The organism is Cohnella thermotolerans DSM 17683, assembly GCF_000429825.1.
Classification (GTDB): domain Bacteria; phylum Bacillota; class Bacilli; order Paenibacillales; family Paenibacillaceae; genus Cohnella; species Cohnella thermotolerans.
This window is the reverse complement of the sequence record NZ_KE386957.1, coordinates 67,707-88,269: the sequence shown is the minus strand read 5'-3', so window position 1 is coordinate 88,269 and position 20,563 is coordinate 67,707. Positions and strand designations below refer to the sequence as shown.

At 60.4% G+C, this 20,563-nt stretch carries 19 protein-coding genes; 15 read left to right on the top strand and 4 right to left on the bottom strand.

What is annotated here, in order from left to right:
- Window positions 1–45 precede the first annotated feature (45 nt).
- The 5 genes from accD (at window position 46) to G485_RS0120080 (ending at window position 4,916) form a co-directional block, all read left to right on the top strand.
- A complete protein-coding gene (accD, locus tag G485_RS0120100) occupies window positions 46–942 on the top strand; it encodes an acetyl-CoA carboxylase, carboxyltransferase subunit beta (RefSeq protein WP_027094001.1) in 897 nt (298 codons plus the stop codon).
- Entirely contained in the window at window positions 932–1,942 is a 1,011-nt protein-coding gene (locus G485_RS27455) for an acetyl-CoA carboxylase carboxyltransferase subunit alpha (RefSeq protein ID WP_051318435.1), read from the top strand. The genes accD and G485_RS27455 overlap by 11 nt, the downstream gene beginning before the upstream one ends.
- 114 nt (window positions 1,943–2,056) lie before the next feature.
- A complete protein-coding gene (pyk, locus tag G485_RS0120090) occupies window positions 2,057–3,811 on the top strand; it encodes a pyruvate kinase (RefSeq protein WP_027094000.1) in 1,755 nt (584 codons plus the stop codon).
- A 144-nt stretch (window positions 3,812–3,955) separates the two neighbouring features.
- Window positions 3,956–4,429, top strand: coding sequence for an acyl-CoA thioesterase (locus G485_RS0120085; protein WP_240489216.1), 474 nt, complete (start codon window positions 3,956–3,958; stop codon window positions 4,427–4,429).
- Between the two features lie 79 nt (window positions 4,430–4,508).
- A complete protein-coding gene (locus tag G485_RS0120080; RefSeq protein ID WP_035157388.1) occupies window positions 4,509–4,916 on the top strand; it encodes an FxsA family protein in 408 nt (135 codons plus the stop codon).
- A 108-nt stretch (window positions 4,917–5,024) separates the two neighbouring features.
- Here the strand turns inward: G485_RS0120080 and ytvI are convergent, their stop codons facing one another.
- A complete protein-coding gene (gene ytvI, locus G485_RS0120075; RefSeq protein WP_027093997.1) occupies window positions 5,025–6,140 on the bottom strand; it encodes a sporulation integral membrane protein YtvI in 1,116 nt (371 codons plus the stop codon).
- Between the two features lie 225 nt (window positions 6,141–6,365).
- Here ytvI and ppk1 point away from each other — a divergent pair, with 225 nt between their 5' ends.
- Together ppk1 and G485_RS30190 are read left to right on the top strand one after the other, a co-directional pair.
- Entirely contained in the window at window positions 6,366–8,447 is a 2,082-nt protein-coding gene (ppk1, locus tag G485_RS0120070; protein WP_027093996.1) for a polyphosphate kinase 1, read from the top strand.
- A gap of 155 nt (window positions 8,448–8,602) precedes the next feature.
- Window positions 8,603–8,764 (top strand): mechanosensitive ion channel protein MscL, encoded by a 162-nt coding sequence (locus G485_RS30190; RefSeq protein ID WP_156922521.1) that lies wholly within the window; start codon window positions 8,603–8,605, stop codon window positions 8,762–8,764.
- Between the two features lie 31 nt (window positions 8,765–8,795).
- On the opposite strand, the gene G485_RS0120060 is transcribed toward G485_RS30190, so the two are convergent.
- Window positions 8,796–10,349: a Ppx/GppA phosphatase family protein gene (locus G485_RS0120060; protein ID WP_027093995.1), complete on the bottom strand. Its 1,554-nt coding sequence runs from the start codon at window positions 10,347–10,349 to the stop codon at window positions 8,796–8,798.
- A 174-nt stretch (window positions 10,350–10,523) separates the two neighbouring features.
- Here G485_RS0120060 and G485_RS30185 point away from each other — a divergent pair, with 174 nt between their 5' ends.
- The 5 genes from G485_RS30185 (at window position 10,524) to G485_RS0120040 (ending at window position 15,143) form a co-directional block, all read left to right on the top strand.
- Entirely contained in the window at window positions 10,524–10,817 is a 294-nt protein-coding gene (locus G485_RS30185; protein WP_156922519.1) for a hypothetical protein, read from the top strand.
- The gene (gene citZ, locus G485_RS0120055) at window positions 10,814–11,929 is read left to right on the top strand and encodes a citrate synthase (protein ID WP_027093994.1); all 1,116 of its coding nucleotides are present in this window, start codon (window positions 10,814–10,816) and stop codon (window positions 11,927–11,929) included. The genes G485_RS30185 and citZ overlap by 4 nt, the downstream gene beginning before the upstream one ends.
- Before the next feature lie 113 nt (window positions 11,930–12,042).
- Window positions 12,043–13,338, top strand: coding sequence for an NADP-dependent isocitrate dehydrogenase (icd, locus tag G485_RS0120050; RefSeq protein WP_027093993.1), 1,296 nt, complete (start codon window positions 12,043–12,045; stop codon window positions 13,336–13,338).
- 285 nt (window positions 13,339–13,623) lie between these two features.
- Entirely contained in the window at window positions 13,624–14,568 is a 945-nt protein-coding gene (gene mdh / locus G485_RS0120045) for a malate dehydrogenase (RefSeq protein WP_027093992.1), read from the top strand.
- Window positions 14,569–14,717: 149 nt separating this feature from the next.
- On the top strand, window positions 14,718–15,143 hold the full coding sequence (locus G485_RS0120040) for a DUF2269 family protein (protein WP_027093991.1): 426 nt from the start codon (window positions 14,718–14,720) through the stop codon (window positions 15,141–15,143).
- Window positions 15,144–15,345: 202 nt separating this feature from the next.
- Here the strand turns inward: G485_RS0120040 and G485_RS31095 are convergent, their stop codons facing one another.
- On the bottom strand, window positions 15,346–15,432 hold the full coding sequence (locus G485_RS31095; protein WP_240489223.1) for a putative holin-like toxin: 87 nt from the start codon (window positions 15,430–15,432) through the stop codon (window positions 15,346–15,348).
- Between the two features lie 122 nt (window positions 15,433–15,554).
- Complete coding sequence (gene yfbR, locus G485_RS0120030; RefSeq protein WP_027093990.1) at window positions 15,555–16,160, bottom strand: 5'-deoxynucleotidase; 606 nt, start codon at window positions 16,158–16,160, stop codon at window positions 15,555–15,557.
- Window positions 16,161–16,247: 87 nt separating this feature from the next.
- Between yfbR and G485_RS0120025 the strand changes: the two genes are divergently transcribed.
- The 3 genes from G485_RS0120025 (at window position 16,248) to G485_RS0120015 (ending at window position 20,489) form a co-directional block, all read left to right on the top strand.
- Complete coding sequence (locus G485_RS0120025) at window positions 16,248–17,792, top strand: fumarate hydratase (protein WP_027093989.1); 1,545 nt, start codon at window positions 16,248–16,250, stop codon at window positions 17,790–17,792.
- 44 nt (window positions 17,793–17,836) lie between these two features.
- Window positions 17,837–19,636 (top strand): two-component system histidine kinase PnpS, encoded by a 1,800-nt coding sequence (gene pnpS / locus G485_RS0120020; RefSeq protein ID WP_027093988.1) that lies wholly within the window; start codon window positions 17,837–17,839, stop codon window positions 19,634–19,636.
- A gap of 121 nt (window positions 19,637–19,757) precedes the next feature.
- Complete coding sequence (locus tag G485_RS0120015; protein WP_027093987.1) at window positions 19,758–20,489, top strand: response regulator transcription factor; 732 nt, start codon at window positions 19,758–19,760, stop codon at window positions 20,487–20,489.
- Window positions 20,490–20,563 lie beyond the last annotated feature (74 nt).

The window sequence follows — 20,563 nt, the reverse complement described above, 5'->3', positions numbered from 1 at the left end:
GACTATCGGACGGACCGCCATTTTTGCGCCTTGTGAGGTGTCGCTGTGTTTAAGGATTTTTTTCAGAAGAAGAAATATGCGGTCGTCCCGGCCCAGCCGACCTCGAACGCCAACGCCGCCGCGGAGCGGCCGAAGCGCGAGATTCCGGAAGGGCTGATGAACCGTTGCCCGAAGTGCGGCAATATTCAATTCACCAAAGAGCTTGAGAAAAACCTGAAGGTCTGCTCCACCTGCGATCATCATTTTCGGCTGAACGCGCTGGAGCGCATCGCGATGACGGTCGACGAGAACCGCTTCGTCGAGATCGACGCGGATCTCGTATCCAAAGATCCTCTCGAATTCCCCGGTTACAAGAAGAAGCTTGAGCAGCAGAAGCAAAATTCCGGCCTGCGGGACGCGATCGTGACCGGCGAAGCCGAGATCGGCGGATTCCCCGTCGTCATCGGCGTCATGAGCTTCGATTTTTTCACCGGCAGCATGGGATCCGTCGTAGGCGAGAAAGTGACCCGCGCGATCGAGCGGGCGATGGAGAAGCGGCTGCCGCTCATTTTGTTTTCGACCTCCGGGGGAGCCCGGATGCAGGAGAGCATCCTGAGCCTGATGCAGATGGCCAAGACGAGCGCTGCGCTGGCGAAATTCCAGGCGAGCGGCGGCCTGTACATCTCGGTGTTCACCGATCCGACGACGGGCGGCGTCTCGGCAAGCTTCGCAAGCCTGGGCGACTACAATCTGGCGGAACCGGGAGCCCTGATCGGCTTCGCCGGCCGCATCGTCATCGAACAGACGATCCGGCAGAAGCTGCCGGACAACTTCCAGACGGCCGAATTCAATTTGAAGCACGGCCAACTGGACAAAGTGGTTCATCGCAAAGACATGAAGGCGTTCTTGACCAAGCTGCTCGACATGCATGCCGTGAAAGGAGAGCGAGCGGATGTCCGCTGAACTGCCGTTTGAGAAGCCGCTCGACGAGCTTCGCAAAAAAATCGAACATTTGCGTCAAGTCGGCGTCGATCAGCAAATCGATTTTACCGAGGAGCTGGCGAGGCTGGAGGAGAGGTACAAGCAGCTGGAGGACGAAATTTACAGCCAACTGAGCGCGGCCCAGATCATGCATCTGGCCCGCCTGCACCAGCGGCCGACTTCGCTTGACTATATCCATATGGTGTTCACCGATTTTATCGAGCTGCACGGAGACCGCCTGTTCGCGGACGACCTGGCGATCGTGGGCGGACTCGCCAAGCTGAACGGCGTGCCGGTAACGGTCGTCGGGCATCAGAGGGGCAAGGATACGAAGGACAACATTCAGCGGTTCTTCGGAAGCCCGCACCCCGAAGGGTTCCGCAAGGCGCTGCGCCTTATGCAGCAGGCGAACAAATTCGGCCGCCCGATCGTGACGTTCATCGACACGAAGGGCGCGTACCCGGGCGACACCGCCGAAGCCCGCGGCCAATCCGAGGCGATCGCGCGCAATTTACGGGAGATGGCCACGTTCGGCGTGCCTATCATCTGCGTCGTCATCGGCGAAGGCGGGAGCGGCGGGGCGCTGGCGCTCGGCGTCGGCAACCGCGTGCTCATGCTGGAGAACGCGATTTACTCCGTCATCTCCCCGAACGGCGCCGCGTCGATTTTGTGGAAGGACGCGTCCAAGGCCGACGAGGCCGCGGAGGCGATGAAGATTACGGCCCGGGACTTGAAGACGTTCGGGATTATCGAGGAGATTATCCCGGAACCGAAGGGCGGCGCGCACCGCGATCCGGCCGCGCAAGCGGAGGCGATCCGGGACGCGATCTGGCGGCATCTGCAGGAGTTGTCCGCATTGACGCCGGAGCAGCTTATCGAGGACCGCTACCGCAAGTTCCGCTCCATCGGCGAATTCGACGAACTGCAAGCCGAGAGCGGGGCCGGCGCAACGGCCATAGCGGAAGCAGCGCTGCAGGAATAATCGTAACGCCCGCTTCCCGACGGAAGAACGTCCCCGAAGCCTTCCCGCCCGCGAGCGGGAAGGCTCGGGTTTCAGTCATTTCATGATGGAATTCAAACGGAGGCAAGAGAAATGATGCGCAAAACGAAAATCGTCTGTACCATCGGCCCGGCCAGCGAATCGCTGGAGAACACGAAGAAGCTCATTCAAGCCGGCATGAACGTCGCCCGCCTCAACTTCTCCCACGGCGACTACGAGGAGCATGGCAACCGCATCAAGACCATTCGCCAGGCGAGCAAGGAGCTCGGCAAAACCGTGGCCATTCTGCTCGATACCAAAGGCCCGGAGATCCGTCTCGGCAAGCTGAAGGAAGAGCCGATCGAACTTGTGCAGGGCGAGACGATCACGCTGACGACGGAGGAAATTCTCGGCGACATCAACCGGATTCCGGTTACATACAAGGAGCTTCCGAACGACGTTCGCGTCGGGTCGACGATTCTGATCGACGACGGCCTCATCGGTTTGACGGTGTTGGAGATCCAGGGAACCGAAATCAAGTGCCGCATCGTGAACAGCGGACAGATCAAAAGCAAGAAAGGCGTCAACGTCCCGGGCGTAGCCATCTCCATGCCGGGCATCACGGAGAAGGACGCGAGCGACATCCGTTTCGGCATCGAACAGAACGTCGACTTCATCGCCGCTTCCTTCGTGCGCCGCGCCAGCGACGTGCTTGAAATCCGCGAGCTGTTGGAGCGTCACGGCGGCAGCCATATTCAGATCATCTCCAAAATCGAAAACCAGCAAGGCGTCGACAATCTGGACGAAATTCTCGAAGTGTCCGACGGCCTGATGGTCGCCCGCGGCGACCTCGGCGTGGAAATTCCGGCCGAAGAGGTTCCGCTCGTGCAGAAGCGCATGATCGAGAAGTGCAATCGTGCCGGCAAGCCCGTCATCACCGCGACGCAGATGCTCGATTCGATGCAGCGCAACCCGCGCCCGACCCGTGCGGAAGCTTCGGACGTGGCGAACGCGATTTTCGACGGCACCGACGCGATCATGCTGTCCGGGGAGACGGCCGCGGGCAAATACCCGATGGAATCGGTGCAGACGATGGCCGCCATCGCCGTCCGCGCCGAATCGGCTTTGCGTTATCGCGAGATTTTCCAGAAGCAGGCCCAGGCCCAACAGACGTCCGTAACGGAAGCGATCAGCCAGGCGGTCGCCAATTCCGCGCTCGATCTCGACGCGAAGGCGATCGTAACGTCGACGGAGAGCGGCTATACGGCGCGGATGGTGTCCAAATACCGTCCGAAGTCGCCGATTATCGCGGTCACCCCGAGAGAGCACGTGCTGCGGCAGCTCCAGCTCGTATGGGGCGCGGTGCCGGTTCAAGGCACGCTCGCGGGATCGACCGACGAGATGTTCAACATTGCCGTCGAAGGCGCGCTGAGCACCGGATTCGTCCGCATGGGCGACACCGTCATCATTACGGCCGGCGTACCGGTCGGACGTTCCGGCACGACGAACCTGATCAAAATCCATCACATCGGCGACCTGATCGCCCAAGGACAAGGCATCGGTTCGCTTAGCGCCACCGGCAAAGTCGTCACGGCCCGCACGCCCGACGAGGCGGTGCGCAAGATGACGAACGGCGCGGTTCTCGTCGCTCCGTCGACGGACAAGGATTACATGCCCGCCATCGAGAAGGCGGCTGCCATCATTACGGAGAGCGGAGGCATCACGTGCCATGCGGCCGTCATCGGCCTGAACCTGGGCATCCCGGTCATCGTCGGCGTCTCGGAAGCCCTCGATCGGCTGCAAGACGGCATGGAGATTACTCTGTACGCGGAGAAGGGCGTCATTTACTCCGGCCAGGCGAAGGTGCTGTAAACCGGATAACATCGCATGAGGAGGAATAGCGGCGACCGTTGCCGCTATTCTTCGTTGTTCAGGTTAAATCCAAGCAAGCATGAAGAGGGAGCTGCGCGAGACCCATAGGGGTTGCCGTACGAGCTCTCGGCGGGAGGGATCGCTTTGAACGGATGGTTTATGCACCCGGTGCGGGTCAGATATCAGGAGACCGACAAGATGGCGGTCGTCTACCATACGAATTACATTACCTGGTTCGAGATCGGCCGCACGGAATGGATTCGCCAGGCGGGGCTATCCTACAAGGAAATCGAAGACCGCGGCTTGCTGCTGCCGGTCGTTCATCTGGAAGCTTCTTATTTGCAGCCGGCCAAATACGACGATTGGGTCACGATTTTTACGCGGGTCAGCGAAATTTCGAAAGTCCGCCTTCGCTTCGATTACCGGGTCGTGCTTGGAGATTTCACGCAAGCGGGCGCTGCCTTCGCCGAAGACGGCGAGCCCGAAGGCAAGCTGCTGGCCAAAGGAAGCACGCTGCACGGCTGGATCAACGACGACTGGAAGGTCGTCGCTCTGGACCGGAAGGCGCCCGACATTTACGAGCTGCTGCGGAGAAGGGCGCAGGGAGAAGCGGAGTAAGCCGGAAGGGAAGGCCGCCGGACGAAACGTCGGCCCCTTCGTCTGCGTAAATGCTGTTAGAGAAGAAGGAGGGGTGGCCATGTGGTTTCGAAAAGCGGCCGTGATTCTGTTCATCGGAATTGTGGCGGAACTGGCGGGAATCGTCGCGATGAGCAGCTGGATCGGCGGCTGGCCGACCTTCGGTCTTCTTCTCCTCGGCGCCGTCCTCGGCGCCATGCTGGCCCGTTCCGAAGGGCGCAAAAGCTGGGAGGAAGCGCGCCGCCTGCTGCAAGCGGGCCAAGCTCCGGGTCATGCGGTGCTCGACGGGCTGTGCGTCGTGGCGGGCGGCCTGCTGCTCGTCGTTCCCGGCTTCCTGTCCGACATCGTCGGCATTACGCTGCTGCTGCCGTTCACGCGGCCGATGTACCGAGTCTGGATGTTCCTCTGGCTGGAGCGCAAATTCCGCTCGGGCTCGCTGCGCATTTACCGCGGACCGTTCGGGCGGTAAACGCAGAAGAGCGTCCGCCGCCCCAAGCCATTCTTGCCGTGGACGACCCGGTCTGCATATCGATTTTCGATATTACAGCGCGCAATCGCGCCAGGGACCGCCCCATCCCTATTTTCCCCCGTACAAAATATACTTTCCGATATCCCGGAACACGTTCGCCCGGTGGCAAGCCGCCAGGACGACGATCGAGACCGGCCCGACGATGAGCCCGGCGAAGCCGAACAACTTCAGCCCGACGAACATCGCGATCAGCGTCGGCAGCGGATCGAGCCCGACGCTCGTGGCGAGCACCTTCGGCTCGATGATTTGCCGGGCGACCAGCACGACCCCGTACAGCACGGACAAGGCGGTTCCCAGCTGCCAATCTCCGACGATAAATTGGTAAGCGATCCACGGCACCATGGCGGCCCCGACGCCCAGATACGGGAGCAGATCGACGAAGCCGATGAGCAGGCCGATCGACACCGCGTTTTTGACGCCGATGACGATCAGGCCGACGATGACGACGACCGCCGTGATCGAGATCATGATCAGCTGCGCGCGGACATACCCGAACAGCGCGTGCCGCAGGTCGCGCCACACCGAACCCGCCCTTAGGCGCAAGGGCTCCGGGAACCAGCCCAACAGCTTGCTCAAATAACGGTTCCAGTCCTTGCTGATGAAGAAAGAGGCGAGCAGCACGACGACCGTAATGGTCGCGACCTGGGGAAGCGAGGACAGCACGCCGACGATGCCGTTCAGCAGCGTGCCGATCAGGTTCGAGCCCGCCTCGGCGACGGCATTGGCCGTATCGGAAATTCGGCCGTTGATTGTCTCCTGGTAGTTCGGGTTATCATGATAGAACGCGTTGATCCGGCCGATCAGGTTCTGGATGTCGGGTCTCGCGAGAAAAGCGTCCACCGAGCTCTCCGCCCAGTCCACGAGCTGCTGGAAGGAGCCGGACAAGTTCATGATTTCGTTCACGAGCCGCATGACGAGCGCGGACACGACCGTGAGCATGGCCGTGGTGAACAGCAGCAGCGTGACGGTAACGGCCAGCCAGCGGGGGAACCGCGCCGACCGGTGCAGCGTGTTCACGAGCGGGTTCAGCGCATACGCCAACAGCCAGCCTAATAGAAATGGGTAAATAAGCGGCAACGCCCAACCGATAACAAAGAATAATCCGATCGCCGCGGCCGCCACCATGAAGAGTCGCAGCCATTGGCCGCCAATCCGTCGATCCACGCGCCGTCCTCCTTCGCCTGTCGCTTCTTCCATTTTAGAGGATGGATAATCGGATTGGCACAAGACTTGGCGCTCATTTCCCCGAGCATTTTCGACTTTCGCGGACGGTTCGGCTTTCCATTTTACGCCCGGTTAACAAAACGCATACATCCGTCTTACATTTCTCCAACATAATGAGAGGACAAGGCAACCGCGATAATTGGCGGTTCTAGGGGGATCCTGCACATGGCGGAGTCCAAAAAATACATCAATCGGGACTTGAGTTGGATCGAATTCAACCGGCGGGTGTTGGAGGAAGCGGAAGACGCGTCGACGCCGCTGCTCGAACGGTTCCAGTTCCTGTCCATCGTCTCCAGCAATTTGGACGAATTCATGAGCGTGCGCGTCGCCGGATTGAAGGATCAACTGAAAGCCGGCTTCCACAAAACGGATTTTACCGGGTATACGCCTCACGGATTGATCAAGCGGATCATGAAACGCACCAAGCAAATGGTCCGGCAGCAGTACAAAACGTACCGGGAGCTGATGCGGGCGCTTAACAAGGAAGGCGCCGTCATCGTCTCGTGGGACGATCTGAACGAGGAACAGGCGGAAGCGATGACGGAATATTTCCAGGACATCGTCTATCCCGTCCTCACGCCCATGGCTGTCGACATCAGCCGTCCCTTCCCGTTGGTCCACAGCAAAGAGCTGTATTTGGCCGTCGTGCTCCGGCCGAGCGTCGAGAGCGAGAAGTCGGCCGATCAGGACTATTGCGCGATCGTGCAGGTGCCGTCGATTTTGCCGCGGACGATCCGGGTGCCGGGCCGCAAAAACGCGCGCAAGCAAACGTATCTTCTGCTCGAGGATTTGATCAAGCAGCAGATCGGCCAGCTGTTCAGCGGCTACGTTACGGAGGCGGTTCATGCTTTCCGCGTGACGCGCAATTCGGACCTGTCGTTGAACGAGGAAGGGGCGGAAGATCTGCTGCAGGAGATCGAGAAGGAGCTCCGCCGCCGCAGGCGGGGATTTCCGGTCCGGCTCGAGATCGAGAAAGGCATGCACCGGCATGCGCGCGAGCTGCTGACGGACGAACTGGACATTACGGAGGACATCTTCGAAATCGACGGGCCGCTCGATCTCGGCTTCCTGTCCACGTTCGCAGGCTCCCTGCAAAATTTCGATCATCTGCGCTATCCGAAGATCGAACCGAAATACCCGGACGAATTCGAGGAAGCGGACGACATCCTGTCCGTGCTCCGGGAGCGCGACGTGCTCGTCTACCACCCTTACGAGTCGTTCGAGGCGGTTAACGACTTCATCTCCGAAGCGGCGGCTGATCCGGACGTGCTCGCGATCAAGATGACGCTCTACCGCGTCAGCGTCAATTCCGTGCTCGTCCAGGCGCTGGCGACGGCGGCCGAATCCGGCAAGCAGGTGACGGTCGTCGTGGAATTGAAGGCGCGGTTCGACGAGGAGCGCAACATCGCGTGGGCGCGCCAGCTGGAGAAGGCGGGCTGCCACGTCGTCTACGGGCTGGTCGGCCTGAAGACGCATGCGAAAATTACGCTCGTCGTTCGCCGCGAGAGCGGGGCGCTGCGCAGGTACGTGCATGTGGGGACGGGCAACTACAATGAGAATACGGCGCGCCATTATACCGATGCGGGCCTGTTTACGTGCCATCCGGACATCGGGGCGGACGCCTCGGCGCTGTTCAACGAAATGACCGGCTATTCGACCCCGCACGATTGGCGGGCGTTCGCGGTCGCCCCCGCCGGTCTCAAGCCGAAGCTGTTCGTTCTGATCGACCGCGAGATCGCGTGCGCGAAGGCGGGACGTCCGGCAAGAATTGTGGCGAAAATGAACTCGCTCTCCAACCAGTCGATGATCGACAAGCTGTACGAAGCGTCCCAGGCAGGCGTCTCGATCGACTTGATCGTGCGCGGCGTATGCTGCCTGCGGCCGGGAGTCGAGGGGCTGAGCGAGAACGTGCGCGTCGTCAGCATCGTCGACCGGTTCCTGGAGCACGCCCGAATTCTCGCGGTAACGAACGGCGGCGAGGAAGAGGTGTACATCTCCAGCGCCGACTGGATGACGCGCAATCTGAGCCGCCGGGTGGAGCTGCTCTGTCCGGTATACGATCCAGGCTTGCGGCTGATGCTTCTGAATCTGCTGCAGATGAACCTGCAGGACAACGTGAAAGCGCGCGAGCTGCAGCCGAGCGGCAATTACGTGCGCGTAAGCCGCGCGAACCCGCCGCTTAGAAGCCAGTTCGCCGCGTCCGACATTCCGCTGTGGAAGACGGCCGCGGCCGCTCTGGAGCCGTAAGAACGAACGGCCCCGCTCCCTTTTTTGTGAGGGAGGCGGGGCCGTTTGCGCGTTCGTAAGGAGTATAAATTTTTACACTAGCCATGCCAAATTCATCATCTTGAATGAACAAAAGCGGCATACAATGGATTCAATAAGGCGAAAGGAGAGAAATCATGATCGTATTCGACATCATCGTGGACGGAATCGTCAAGGAGACGATTCGGCCCAACGCGCGGAAGCTCCGCGACATATCCGTATTCGTGAACGAGCAGATGAAGCTGATGCGGCGCAAATACGGCTACGGCGTGCATGTCAAAAGAAGAATGATCTTCTAGCTCATAAGGCGGGCTTCGGACGCCTTATTTTTTATTTGGCCGCCAATGGCTGGGCAACCGTCAGCTTCGGGGAGACCCCCCACACTTTCCTGAATTCCTTGGCGATGGACTCCACCTCCATCTTCTCCATCGGCAACGAGCGGCTTGCGGTCGCGGTCAGCCGCAGCTTGTTGCCTCCGCTCACGGAGACGTCCAGCGTCCCGATCGCCTGGGATTCGCTGCGGTCGAGCGCCGCCGCCAGCTGCAGCAGCGATCCGAGCTTCGCGGCCGTATCGAAATCCCCTTCCTTGAGAATGGAACGGTACGGCGCAAGCTTGCGGCGCAGCGGACTGGCGCTCCGGTACGAAGCGATGGCGGCGGTAAGCAAAATTTCGCGATGCGACAGCCCGTTCCAATGGGCGTGCATCAGAATATAGAACGTATGGTCCGGACAATCGTTGTAATCGATGACGGCGCCGATCTTGAACAGGCGGGATGCGGCGTCCAGCAGCTTGCGGGCGGACGGGTCGAGACCCGCGTGCGGCGCAAGCCGGTCGTAGAGCTTCAAGGCGAGCCGGTTCACCTGCGCCAGGTGCGCTTCGGGAGCGGCGGGATACAATGCCGTCAGATTGCGCACGCTTTCTTCCAGCACCTGGCTGGAGGTCGGAGTCTGCGCAAGGGGAAGGCACGTCTCGAAAAACAACCCGTCGCGGAGCCCCGCTCCGCAGACGACGATGCGGGATGCCGAGCATTGGCGGGCTACGGCGCGCAGGATGGCGAGACCCGGCACGATGACGTCGGCCCGGTCCTTGGACAAGCCCGGAATTTTGCGGCGCTTGTCCAAACTTAAGGAAGCCAGCTTGTTCAGCGTATCGTTCAGCGTCTTGCCCGTCACCTCGAAGCCGTGCAAGTTGGCGTAAGGGTATTCGCCCGCCCGCTGGCACAGCTTGGCCAGCGCGCGCGTCGTGCCGCCGAGCCCGATAAGCGGCAGACCGGCGTGGTGAGCGATCCACGGTTCGGAGCGCAGAGCGGACTGGATCAGCTCGCCGATCTGCTCCAGTTGGGACGGAGAGACGGCGCCGCCGTTCAAAGCGTGCCGCGACGCCGTGTTCACGCAGCCGAAGGGAAAGGACACCGCCTCCGTCAGCTTGCGGTTCCTGATGAGGCTGATCTCGGTGCTTCCTCCGCCGATGTCGACGAGGAAGCCGTCCGCGACGTCCATCGTGCGCAGAACGGCGGCGCTGCCGTATCGCGCTTCGTCTTCACCCGACAGCAGCTCGATGGAGAGTCCGGTCTCGCGGCTCAGCCTGTCCAGCACTTCGGCCCGGTTGGCCGCCTGGCGGATCGCCGCCGTCGCCACGGCGCGGATGCGCTGGGCGCCGTGCATGCTGCAGATGCGGCGGAAATGCCGGAGAACGTCCGCGAGCTCGTCGATCGCTTCCAGAGGGAGACGGCCGTGGCTGTCGAGCTTCTGGCTCAGCCTCGCCGGCCATCTTCCCTGGTCGATGACGCGATAGGCGCCATTTGCCGCTACCTGGTAGACGGCGAGCCTGACGGTGTTGGAGCCGATGTCGATCATGCCGGTTACCTGATTGAATGGCTTCAAAGCGGAGGAGCCTCCTTCTGTATGCCGACCGGCCCATGGGTTTGGAATCATTTTACCACCTGACTCCGCTTCTTGCCCACTGTCGGAACCGTTGGAGGGCAGCGCTTCCCACCGGACACGTATTCGGTCGATTTCCCTATAATATGACATTGCAGGTATATCGGCGCATTCGGGATGGCACACTATGCCCGGTGTCCGGAGCGGGTCGAAACGCGTTGCGGCGAAGGCTCATCGCTTTTTTCTATGGCGCCGATAAAGCATTTTTATGCCTTGTTCGGTTCCATTCAATGTCAAAATCGTTTATCATTAAAATTGACCGAAATTCCGTATTCATTGCCGGTTTTTCGCAACGAATCGTGCGGGATATCCGCCGCGCGCGGGCGGAACATGCTTCATCTTGGTTTTGCGCAAGCCGGAATCGCCTTTGCGGTTTCTTCCATTTTTCTTGAGAAGGAGAGAATTCCATGACGGCAACGAAAGGTCTTGAAGGCATCGTAGCCGCGACCTCGTCGATCAGCTCCATCATCGACGGCGTCCTCACGTATCGCGGCATCGACATCGACGAATTGGCGGAGAAGGCGACTTTCGAAGAGGTCGCTTATTTGTTGTGGCACGGCAAGCTTCCGACGCAGGCGGAATTGAACGGCCTGATCGACCAGCTCGGCCAATACGCGGCCGTTCCGGAGCAAGTGATCGCCGGGCTGCGCCTGTATCCGGCCGGCAGCAACTCCATGGCGGCGCTGCGCACGGCCGTATCGAGCCTCGCGCTGTACGACGAAGAGGCGCAGGATATGAGCCGGGAAGCCAACATCCGCAAAGCGGTCAAGCTGCAAGCGCAGCTGCCGACGGTCGTCGCGGCGTTCGCGCGCATTCGCCAGGGGAAGGAGCCGATCGCTCCGAAGAAGGGCGTCTCCATCGCCCACAACTTCCTGTATATGCTGACCGGAGAAGAGCCGGCCGCCGTAGCGGTCGAAGCGTTGGACAAGGCTCTCGTCTTGCACGCCGACCATGAGCTGAACGCTTCCACGTTCGCCGCGCGGGTAACGGTGGCAACGCTGTCCGATATCTATTCCGGCGTCACTTCCGCCATCGGTGCGCTCAAGGGACCGCTTCACGGCGGCGCCAACGAAGCGGTCATGGTCATGCTGGACGACATCGGCTCGCTCGCGAACGTCGAGTCGTACATCCAGGCGAAGCTGGACAAGAAAGAGAAGGTGATGGGCTTCGGACACCGCGTTTACAAGAACGGCGATCCGCGCGCCAAGCATCTGCAGCAAATGTCCCGCCAGCTCGGCGAACTGAAGGGCGACATGACGCTTTACGACATGTCCGTGAAGATCGAGGAGCTCGTCACCGGACAGAAGGGCCTGAAGCCGAACGTCGACTTCTATTCCGCTTCCTGCTATACGATGCTCGGCATTCCGCGCGACCTGTTCACTCCGATCTTCGCGATCAGCCGCGTATCCGGCTGGACGGCTCACATTCTGGAGCAGCTCGAAGACAACCGCCTCATCCGTCCGCGCGCCGAATACGTCGGTCCGGTCGGGCAACATTACGTGCCGATCGCCGAGCGCGGCTGAGCCGGCTTCTTCACGCCGGCGGACTGTCCCGTGTCTCCTTCGGGGGCGAAAGGGCGGAACGCCGGTTTCTTGCGGACAAATACCCAATACGTACTTAGGAGGAGAACGAATCCATGGCACAATTCGAGAAATTCGCGGCTCCGGCTTCCGGCGAGCCGATCACAGTTCAGAACGGGGTTCTGAACGTACCGAACAACCCGATCATTCCTTTCATCGAAGGCGACGGCACGGGCCGCGACATCTGGCGCGCTTCCAAGCGCGTGCTGGACGCAGCCGTCGAGAAAGCTTATAAAGGCGAGAAGAAGATCGCCTGGTACGAAGTGTTCGCCGGCGAGAAGGCGTTCAACACGTACGGCGAATGGCTGCCGAACGATACGCTGACCGCCATCCGCGAGTACATCATCGCGATCAAGGGCCCGCTGACGACTCCGATCGGCGGCGGCATCCGCTCCCTGAACGTGGCGCTCCGCCAGGAACTGGACCTGTACGTCTGCTTGCGTCCGGTTCGCTACTTCAACGGCGTGCCTTCTCCGGTCAAACGTCCGGACCTGGTCGACATGGTCATTTTCCGGGAAAATACGGAAGACATCTATGCGGGCATCGAGTATCAATCCGGGACGGCCGAAGTGAAGAAAGTGATCGACTTCCTGCAGAAGGAAATGGGCGTCAAGAAGATCCGCTTCCCGGAGACGTCCGGCATCGGCATCAAGCCGGTATCGTCCGAAGGCTCGAAGCGCCTCGTTCGCGCCGCGATCGAATACGCGATCAAACATAAACGCAAATCCGTTACGCTCGTCCATAAAGGCAATATTATGAAATTCACGGAAGGCGCGTTCAAGAACTGGGGCTACGAAGTGGCCGAGACCGAGTTCGCGGACAAAACCTTCACGTGGGGCCAATACGACAAAATCAAAGCCGAGCAAGGCGAAGAAGCGGCCAACGCGGCTCAGAAGGCGGCGCTTGCCGAAGGCAAAATCCTGATCAAGGACGCCATCGCCGACATCGCGCTGCAGCAGGTGCTGACCCGTCCGACCGACTTCGACGTTATCGCGACGTTGAACCTGAACGGCGACTACTTGTCCGACGCCCTGGCCGCCCAAGTCGGCGGCATCGGCATCGCTCCGGGCGCCAACATCAACTACGTGACCGGACATGCCATCTTCGAAGCGACCCACGGCACCGCTCCGAAATACGCGGACAAGGACGTCGTCAACCCGGGCTCCGTCATTCTGTCCGGCGTCATGCTGTTTGAGCATCTGGGCTGGCTGGAAGCGGCCGATCTGGTTTACAAAGGGCTGGAGAAATCCATCAACAGCAAGATCGTCACGTACGACTTCGCCCGTCTGATGGAAGGCGCTACGGAAGTCAAGTGCTCCGAGTTCGCGGATCAGATTATCAAAAATATGTAAGCTGCCGAACCTCCTATACCAGGGCCGAACCCTCTATATCCCCCCTCCAAGGGGGACTCCGAGGGCTCGGCCCTCTGGACACCCGGCGAATAACGTCGTGGGGACAGAGGCGCGGCGAAGGGGGATCGCGGCTGGAGGCCGTCCAGGCGTCGGCATATAACGTCGCTTGGGACGTGCCCGGTTGCTGGAGCGGAATGGTTGGTTGACAAGAACGGATGGCGGAGTGCATGAAGATTACTGGCAGGGATTGCGACTGATCGACACATACAAGGAGGCAATACCCCCATGGCTATCAAACGCGCGAAAATTACGGTAATCGGCGCAGGCTTTACCGGCGCCACTACCGCTCTCATGTTGGCTCAGAAGGAACTGGGCGACGTCGTTCTGCTCGACATTCCCCAACTCGAGAACCCGACCAAGGGCAAGGCGCTCGACATGCTGGAATCGACGCCGGTTCAAGGCGTGGACGCTAGGATCGTAGGCACCGCCGATTACGCGGATTCCGCGAACTCCGACGTCGTCATCATTACGGCCGGCATCGCCCGCAAGCCGGGCATGAGCCGCGACGACCTCGTAAACACGAACGCGGGCATCGTCAAGTCCGTGTGCGAGCAAGTGAAGGTTAGCAGCCCGAACGCTTACGTCATCATTCTGTCGAACCCGGTTGACGCGATGACCTATGTGGCCAACAAGACGCTGGGCTTCCCGAAGAACCGCGTCATCGGCCAATCCGGCGTCCTCGACACGGCCCGTTACAACACGTTCCTGGCGCAAGCGCTCAACGTATCCGTCGAAGACGTCCGCGGCGTCGTGCTCGGCGGCCACGGCGACGACATGGTTCCGCTCGTCCGCTACACGACGATCGGCGGCATTCCGGTCGAGAAGCTGCTGCCGAAGGATCAGATCGACGCGATCGTCGCCCGCACCCGCGTCGGCGGCGGCGAGATCGTGGGCCTGCTCGGCAACGGCAGCGCGTACTACGCTCCGGCCGCTTCGCTCGTTCAGATGACCGAAGCGATTCTGAAGGACAAGAAGCGCATTCTGCCGGTCATCGCCCTGCTTCAAGGCGAATACGGCTACGACAACCTGTTCATGGGCGTCCTGGCCGTGCTCGGCGGAGACGGCATCGAGAAGATTATCGACCTCGAACTGACGGCGGAAGAGAAAGCCGCGCTCGACAAATCCGCGGAATCCGTCCGCAACGTTATCCGAATCGTCGAAAACGCCTGATCGACGGCATAAAGCTCCAACTTCACCCCTTGTCGAGGCGTTCGCCGTCCCGGCAAGGGGATTTTTTGCGCGCCGGTTTTGTTTGTCGCCCGATTTGTGTATACTGAACTTGACTTGCCGTACATATGCTCAAGGAGGACTTTTCCAACATGCTTACGTTTATGCTGTTTTTGCACGTCGTCGGGGCCGTAGGGATGGGCATTTACGCGATTTTGCCGTTCGTTGCGGGCCGCTTCAAGCAGTTGTCCACCCCTGCGCAGGAAGGCTTGGCCAGCGGCCTTCTGACGGCGGGCAGAATCGGGCAGTTCGCGCTCGTGCTGCAATTGCTCTCCGGCGGTTACCTGATATCCCAGCAGGATTACAAAGTGTCCTGGTTGATCGTGATCCTCGTCCTGTTCGTGGCGATCGGGGCGTTCTCGGGCATCCTGCAAGGTCCGCTCAAGCGGATCAAAGCCGCCGCCGCAAACAGCCAGGACGCGTCCGGCGCGGTGTCCCGCGTTCAGACGCTCAGCGCCGTCACGTTCGTTTTGTTCCTCGTCATCATCTGGCTCATGCAAGACCCGTGGTACGCGTAAGCGGCCCGGAACGCGCGAGGCCCGGCTCCTCTTCCCGCAAGGCAAAGAAGGGGCCGGGCTTTTGTATGCTTCGCTCGCCTGCTCGGCGAGGAAATGAACGCGTTTTCAAAAAAGATGAGTCGGACCACGAAGATCCAACTCAGCAACTTGTTATGGGTGGTTAATGCCCAGTATGGTTTCGCACCAAACAGGAATCAACGGATTATTTCCTCTTCTCGATATACGTCAGCAGCGTAATGATGAAGACACCGAATGCGAAGAGAACTGAGAGAGATTGGAATAAATCCATGAACAGCCTCCTCCTTCCCGAAGAGTGCCGTCCACCCGTTACAAGTTGCAGCTTAAGCATAGCCTAATATGGTTAATAATGGAAGGCTATACAGAACTATTTTTACAGGACAATTCGGCTTGTCAGACGCTGTCGCCGCCGATATCTTCCGACAATTCGTCGACCGTTTTCTCGAAGCTGGGCGCCAAGTTCTCAAGGAACCAGGCGACTTCGGGCAGGTCGAAGCTCCGCAGCCGTTCCTCCATCTGCTTGCGCGCGGTGGCGAACTCGCGGTTGCCCGCGGACATCTCGCTGACGCACTTCAGGTAGGCGTCCAGCACGTCGGCCGCTTTCACGAGCTTGGCCATCTCCGGCGAATCCGCCTCCCGCGACAGCAGCGGGCGGTAGACATCCTGAAGCGCCTCCGGCACGGTCGACAGCAGCCGCTCGGCGGCAAGCCTCTCGATCTGGCGGAAGTTGCCGAGCAGCTCGGGATTATGATGCTTCACGGGCGTCGGAATGTCGCCGGTGAACACCTCGGTCGCGTCGTGGAACAAGGCGTAGGCGGCCGCCTTCTCCGGGTCGACGTCGCGGCCGAACACGCGCCGGGCGATGCTGGCCAGCAGATGCGCGAGCAGCGCCGTGTGGTAGGAGTGCTCGGCGACGTTTTCGCCGGTCGTCTTGCGCATGAGGCTCCAACGCTCGATATATTGCAGGCGGTACAAATAAGCGAGAAAATGGTGGGGCATGACGGACTCCTTTTCTCCCGATGCGTATCTGTGTGCTATTATATAATTGTTGAAGCCTTGCGAACAGAGAGGAGATTTATCGGTATTATGTCTACATTCGAAGAAAGCATTTACAAGCTCATCGTCGAGACGTCCACGAACCTGCCCGCCGACGTCAGGAGAACGATCGCCAAGGCGCGCGAAGCCGAGGATCGCGCCACCCGCGCCGGCCTGTCCTTATCCACGATCGCGCAAAACATAGAGATGGCCGAATGCAACGTCTCGCCGATCTGCCAGGATACGGGGATGCCGACGTTCATCGTGCATACGCCGGTCGGCGCCAACCAGATCGTCATGAAGCGCGAGATTCGCCAGGCGGTCGCCCGCGCCACGAAGGACGGCAAGCTGCGCACGAATTCCGTCGATTCGCTGACGGGCGCCAACACGGGCGACAACCTGGGCCCGGGGACGCCGGTCATCCACTTCGAGCAGTGGGAGAAGGACGACATCGACGTCCGGCTCATTCTGAAGGGCGGCGGCTGCGAGAACAAGAACATCCAGTACAGCCTGCCCTGCGAGCTGGAAGCGCTCGGCAAAGCCGGGCGCGATCTCGACGGCATCCGCAAGTGCATCCTGCACGCGGTCTATCAGGCGCAAGGCCAGGGCTGCAGCGCGGGCTTCATCGGCGTCGGCATCGGCGGCGACCGGACGACGGGCTACGAGCTGGCGAAGCAGCAGCTGTTCCGCCATATCGAAGACGTCAATCCGATTCCGGAGCTGGCGAAGCTGGAAGATTACATTATGGACAAAGCGAACCAGCTTGGCATCGGTACGATGGGCTTCGGCGGCAACGTCACGCTGCTCGGCTGCAAAATCGGCGTCATGAACCGGCTGCCGGCCAGCTTCTTCGTGTCGGTCGCATACAACTGCTGGGCGTACCGTCGCCAGGGCGTTCTGCTCGACGGCCAGAGCCATGAGATCAAGGAATGGATTTACGAGACCGGCTCCAATGTGAAAATGAACGAGGCGGACGAAGCGGCCGCTTCCGCGCAGGCGGCTCCGGCGGCGGAGCGCCGCGAGATCGTGTTGACCGCTCCGCTGACGGAAGAGCAGGTCCGTTCGCTGAAGGTGGGGGACGTCGTCATCCTGAACGGCGAGATACACACCGGCCGCGACGCGCTGCACAAGTATTTGATGGATCACGACGCGCCGATCGATTTGAACGGCGGCGTCATCTACCATTGCGGTCCCGTCATGCTCAAGGACGACGAAGGCTGGCACGTCAAGGCGGCCGGCCCGACGACAAGCATTCGCGAGGAGCCGTATCAAGGCGACATTATGAAGAAGTTCGGCATTCGCGCGGTCATCGGCAAAGGCGGCATGGGGCCGAAAACGCTCGCGGCGCTGAAGGAGCACGGCGGCGTCTACTTGAATGCGGTCGGCGGAGCGGCGCAATATTACGCGGAATGCATCAAGAAAGTGAACGGCGTCGACTTCATGGAATTCGGCATTCCGGAGGCGATGTGGCATCTGCAGGTCGAAGGCTTCGCCGCCATCGTCACAATGGATTCGCACGGCAACAGCCTGCACGCCGACGTCGATCGCGACTCCAAAGAGAAGCTGGCCCAATTTAAAGATCCGGTGTTTGCCTGATCGTCTTTTTCGACTAAATATTCAACCATCGCCGGGGAGTACCCATGCACAAATTTCGCATTAAGCTGACCGTTCTGTTCATGCTGCTGATCGGGCTGACCGTCCTGGCGGCCGGGCTCTGGATGAGCCAATCGTATAAGGAAAACCACCAGGAAGCGCTCAAGGAGCATATGGTGGCGGAGATCCGCGTGCTGAACGCCGCAGCGCCCTGGCCCGAAGGGAAGCCGGAAGCCGAGCAGGCGTCGTACTTGCAGAGCCAGGCTGAGCGGTTCAAAAAGTTGGCTGACATGCGGGTCACGTACATCCGGCCCGACGGCCTCGTGCTGGGCGACTCCGATCACGATCCGAAGACGATGAACAACCATTCGGACCGCAAGGAAGTGAAGGAAGCGCTCGCTGCCGGCCTCGGCAGCAGCATTCGGAACAGCCCGACGCTTGGCGAGAATATGCTGTACGTAGCGATGGCCGTGAAGTCGGGCGACCGGACGGTCGGCATCGTCCGGCTCGCCGTCAGCCTCAAGGACGTCGAGCGCAGCCTCGGCAACATGTGGCTGGCGCTCGTGCTCGGGCTGATCGTCCTGTTCGTCATCGCCGCCGCGGTCAGCTACCGCATCGCGCTGAACGTGACGCGGCCGCTGGAGCGGATGACGTCCGCCGCGAAGCGGATGGCGGACATGGACTACGGCATCCGGGTCCCGGCCGAAGGCAAGGACGAGGTGAGCGAGCTGGCCCGGGCGCTGAACGCCATGGCCGCCAGCCTGCAGAGCCACGTGAACGAGATCCGCCAGAACGAGTTGCGGCTGCAATCGGTGCTCGACAATATGACGAGCGGCGTCGTCATGATCGACACCGACGGACGCATTACGCTGTACAACCGCGGCGCGGAGCGGCTGCTCGGAAGCACGGCTAAGGAGAGGGTCGGCCGCAGCTATACCGAGGCAAAGCAGCAATACGAGCTGCTGCAGCTCGTGCGCGAGGCGCTGCAAGATCACGAGCCGCGGCACGAGGAGTTGACCGTCTATTTTCCGGAAGAACGGCTGCTTGAACTGAATTTGGTGCCGATGCGCATGAACGAGCATGAGGACCCGGGGCTGCTGCTCGTTCTGCAGGACGTGACGGCGATTCGCCGCCTGGAGCGGATGCGCAGCGAATTCGTCGCCAACGTCTCGCACGAGCTGAAGACGCCGGTCGCGGCGGTCAAAGGCTTTGCGGAGACGCTGCTCGCGGGGGCGATGAACGACCCGGAGACGGCGCAATCGTTCCTGACGATCATTCACGACGAGAGCGAACGGCTCAACCGGCTGATCGGCGACATTCTGGAGCTGTCCAAAATCGAATCCCGCCGCTCCCCGCTGCAGTTTTCTCCCGTCGATCTGCATGCGTTTCTGGAGCGGCTCATCGAGTTTATGTCGACGGAAGCGACGAAGAAAAACATCAAGCTTGACCTTGAGGTCGAGGAAGGGCTTTTCGTCGAAGCGGACGAGGACCGCCTCGGCCAGATTATTCTGAATTTGCTGCAGAACGGCATCAATTACACGCCCGACGGGGGCATGGTCAAGGTGCATGCCGAGCTTCTGGAAGGATCGGACCCCGAAGGCGCCGACGACCGCGTGCGCATCACCGTGTCCGATACGGGCATCGGCATTCCGAAGAAGGATCTTCCCCGGATCTTCGAACGGTTTTACCGGGTGGACAAAGCCCGTTCCCGAAGCTCGGGCGGCACCGGCTTGGGGCTCTCGATCGTCAAGCACCTGGCGGAGCTGCACCACGGCTCCATCCGGGTGGAGAGCACTGTCGGCGTAGGCTCCCGGTTCATTCTGGAGCTGCCGCTGCTGCAGCCTTAAGTTATCGGAGCGTCAATTTTACGCTCGTCTAACAATCGGATAACGCCCGGTTTACAGTGGCATGATAAATTGGCTTGGAGAGCACAACAACGGCAGACTTTGTGCCGGACCGGAGGAACCTATGTCGGACAAAGTGCTGATCATTGAAGACGAACCGACCATTGCGCGGCTCGTTACCTACAATCTCTCGCTCGAAGGCTACGAGACGGAGGTTGTCGGGAACGGGGCGGAAGGTCTGCACCATGCGATGCATGAGGATTACGCCATTATTTTTCTCGACCTGATGCTTCCGGGCATGAACGGCTTCGAAGTGCTGCAAAAGCTGAGACAGAACGGAGTCAAGACGCCGGTGATTATTCTGACGGCGCGCAACGCGGAAGAAGAAGTGGTCCAAGGGCTCAAGCTGGGCGCCGACGACTATATTACGAAGCCTTTCGGCGTAGCGGAGCTGCTCGCCCGAACTGCGGCGGTGCTTCGCCGCTCCCGCAACGAGGAGACGAAGGAAGCGGGTACGGAGAGCGGGGAACGTGTCATTACGCTAGGGGATTTGCAGATTTACCCCGACAAGTACGAGGTGTTCCTGAACGGCCAATGGATTACGCTGCGGCCGAAGGAATTCGAGGTGCTGCTGTATTTGGCGGAACGTCCGGGCATCGTCATTACCCGCGACGACCTGATGAACGTCGTCTGGGGCTTCGATTACATCGGCGGCCAGCGGACGGTGGACGTGCACGTCAGCTCGCTGCGCAAAAAGCTGGAGTTGAATCAGCAGACCGTGCAGATCGAATCGATCCGCGGCGTCGGCTACAAGCTGATGGTCAGCCGCAAAAGCGGCTCGACGCTAACGAAGTAGGAAGAAGCTGCTCGTTTGGGGCAGCTTTTTTTATTGGCTGTTAGGCGGGCTGCACGCCGAGTCCGTCCTCATAT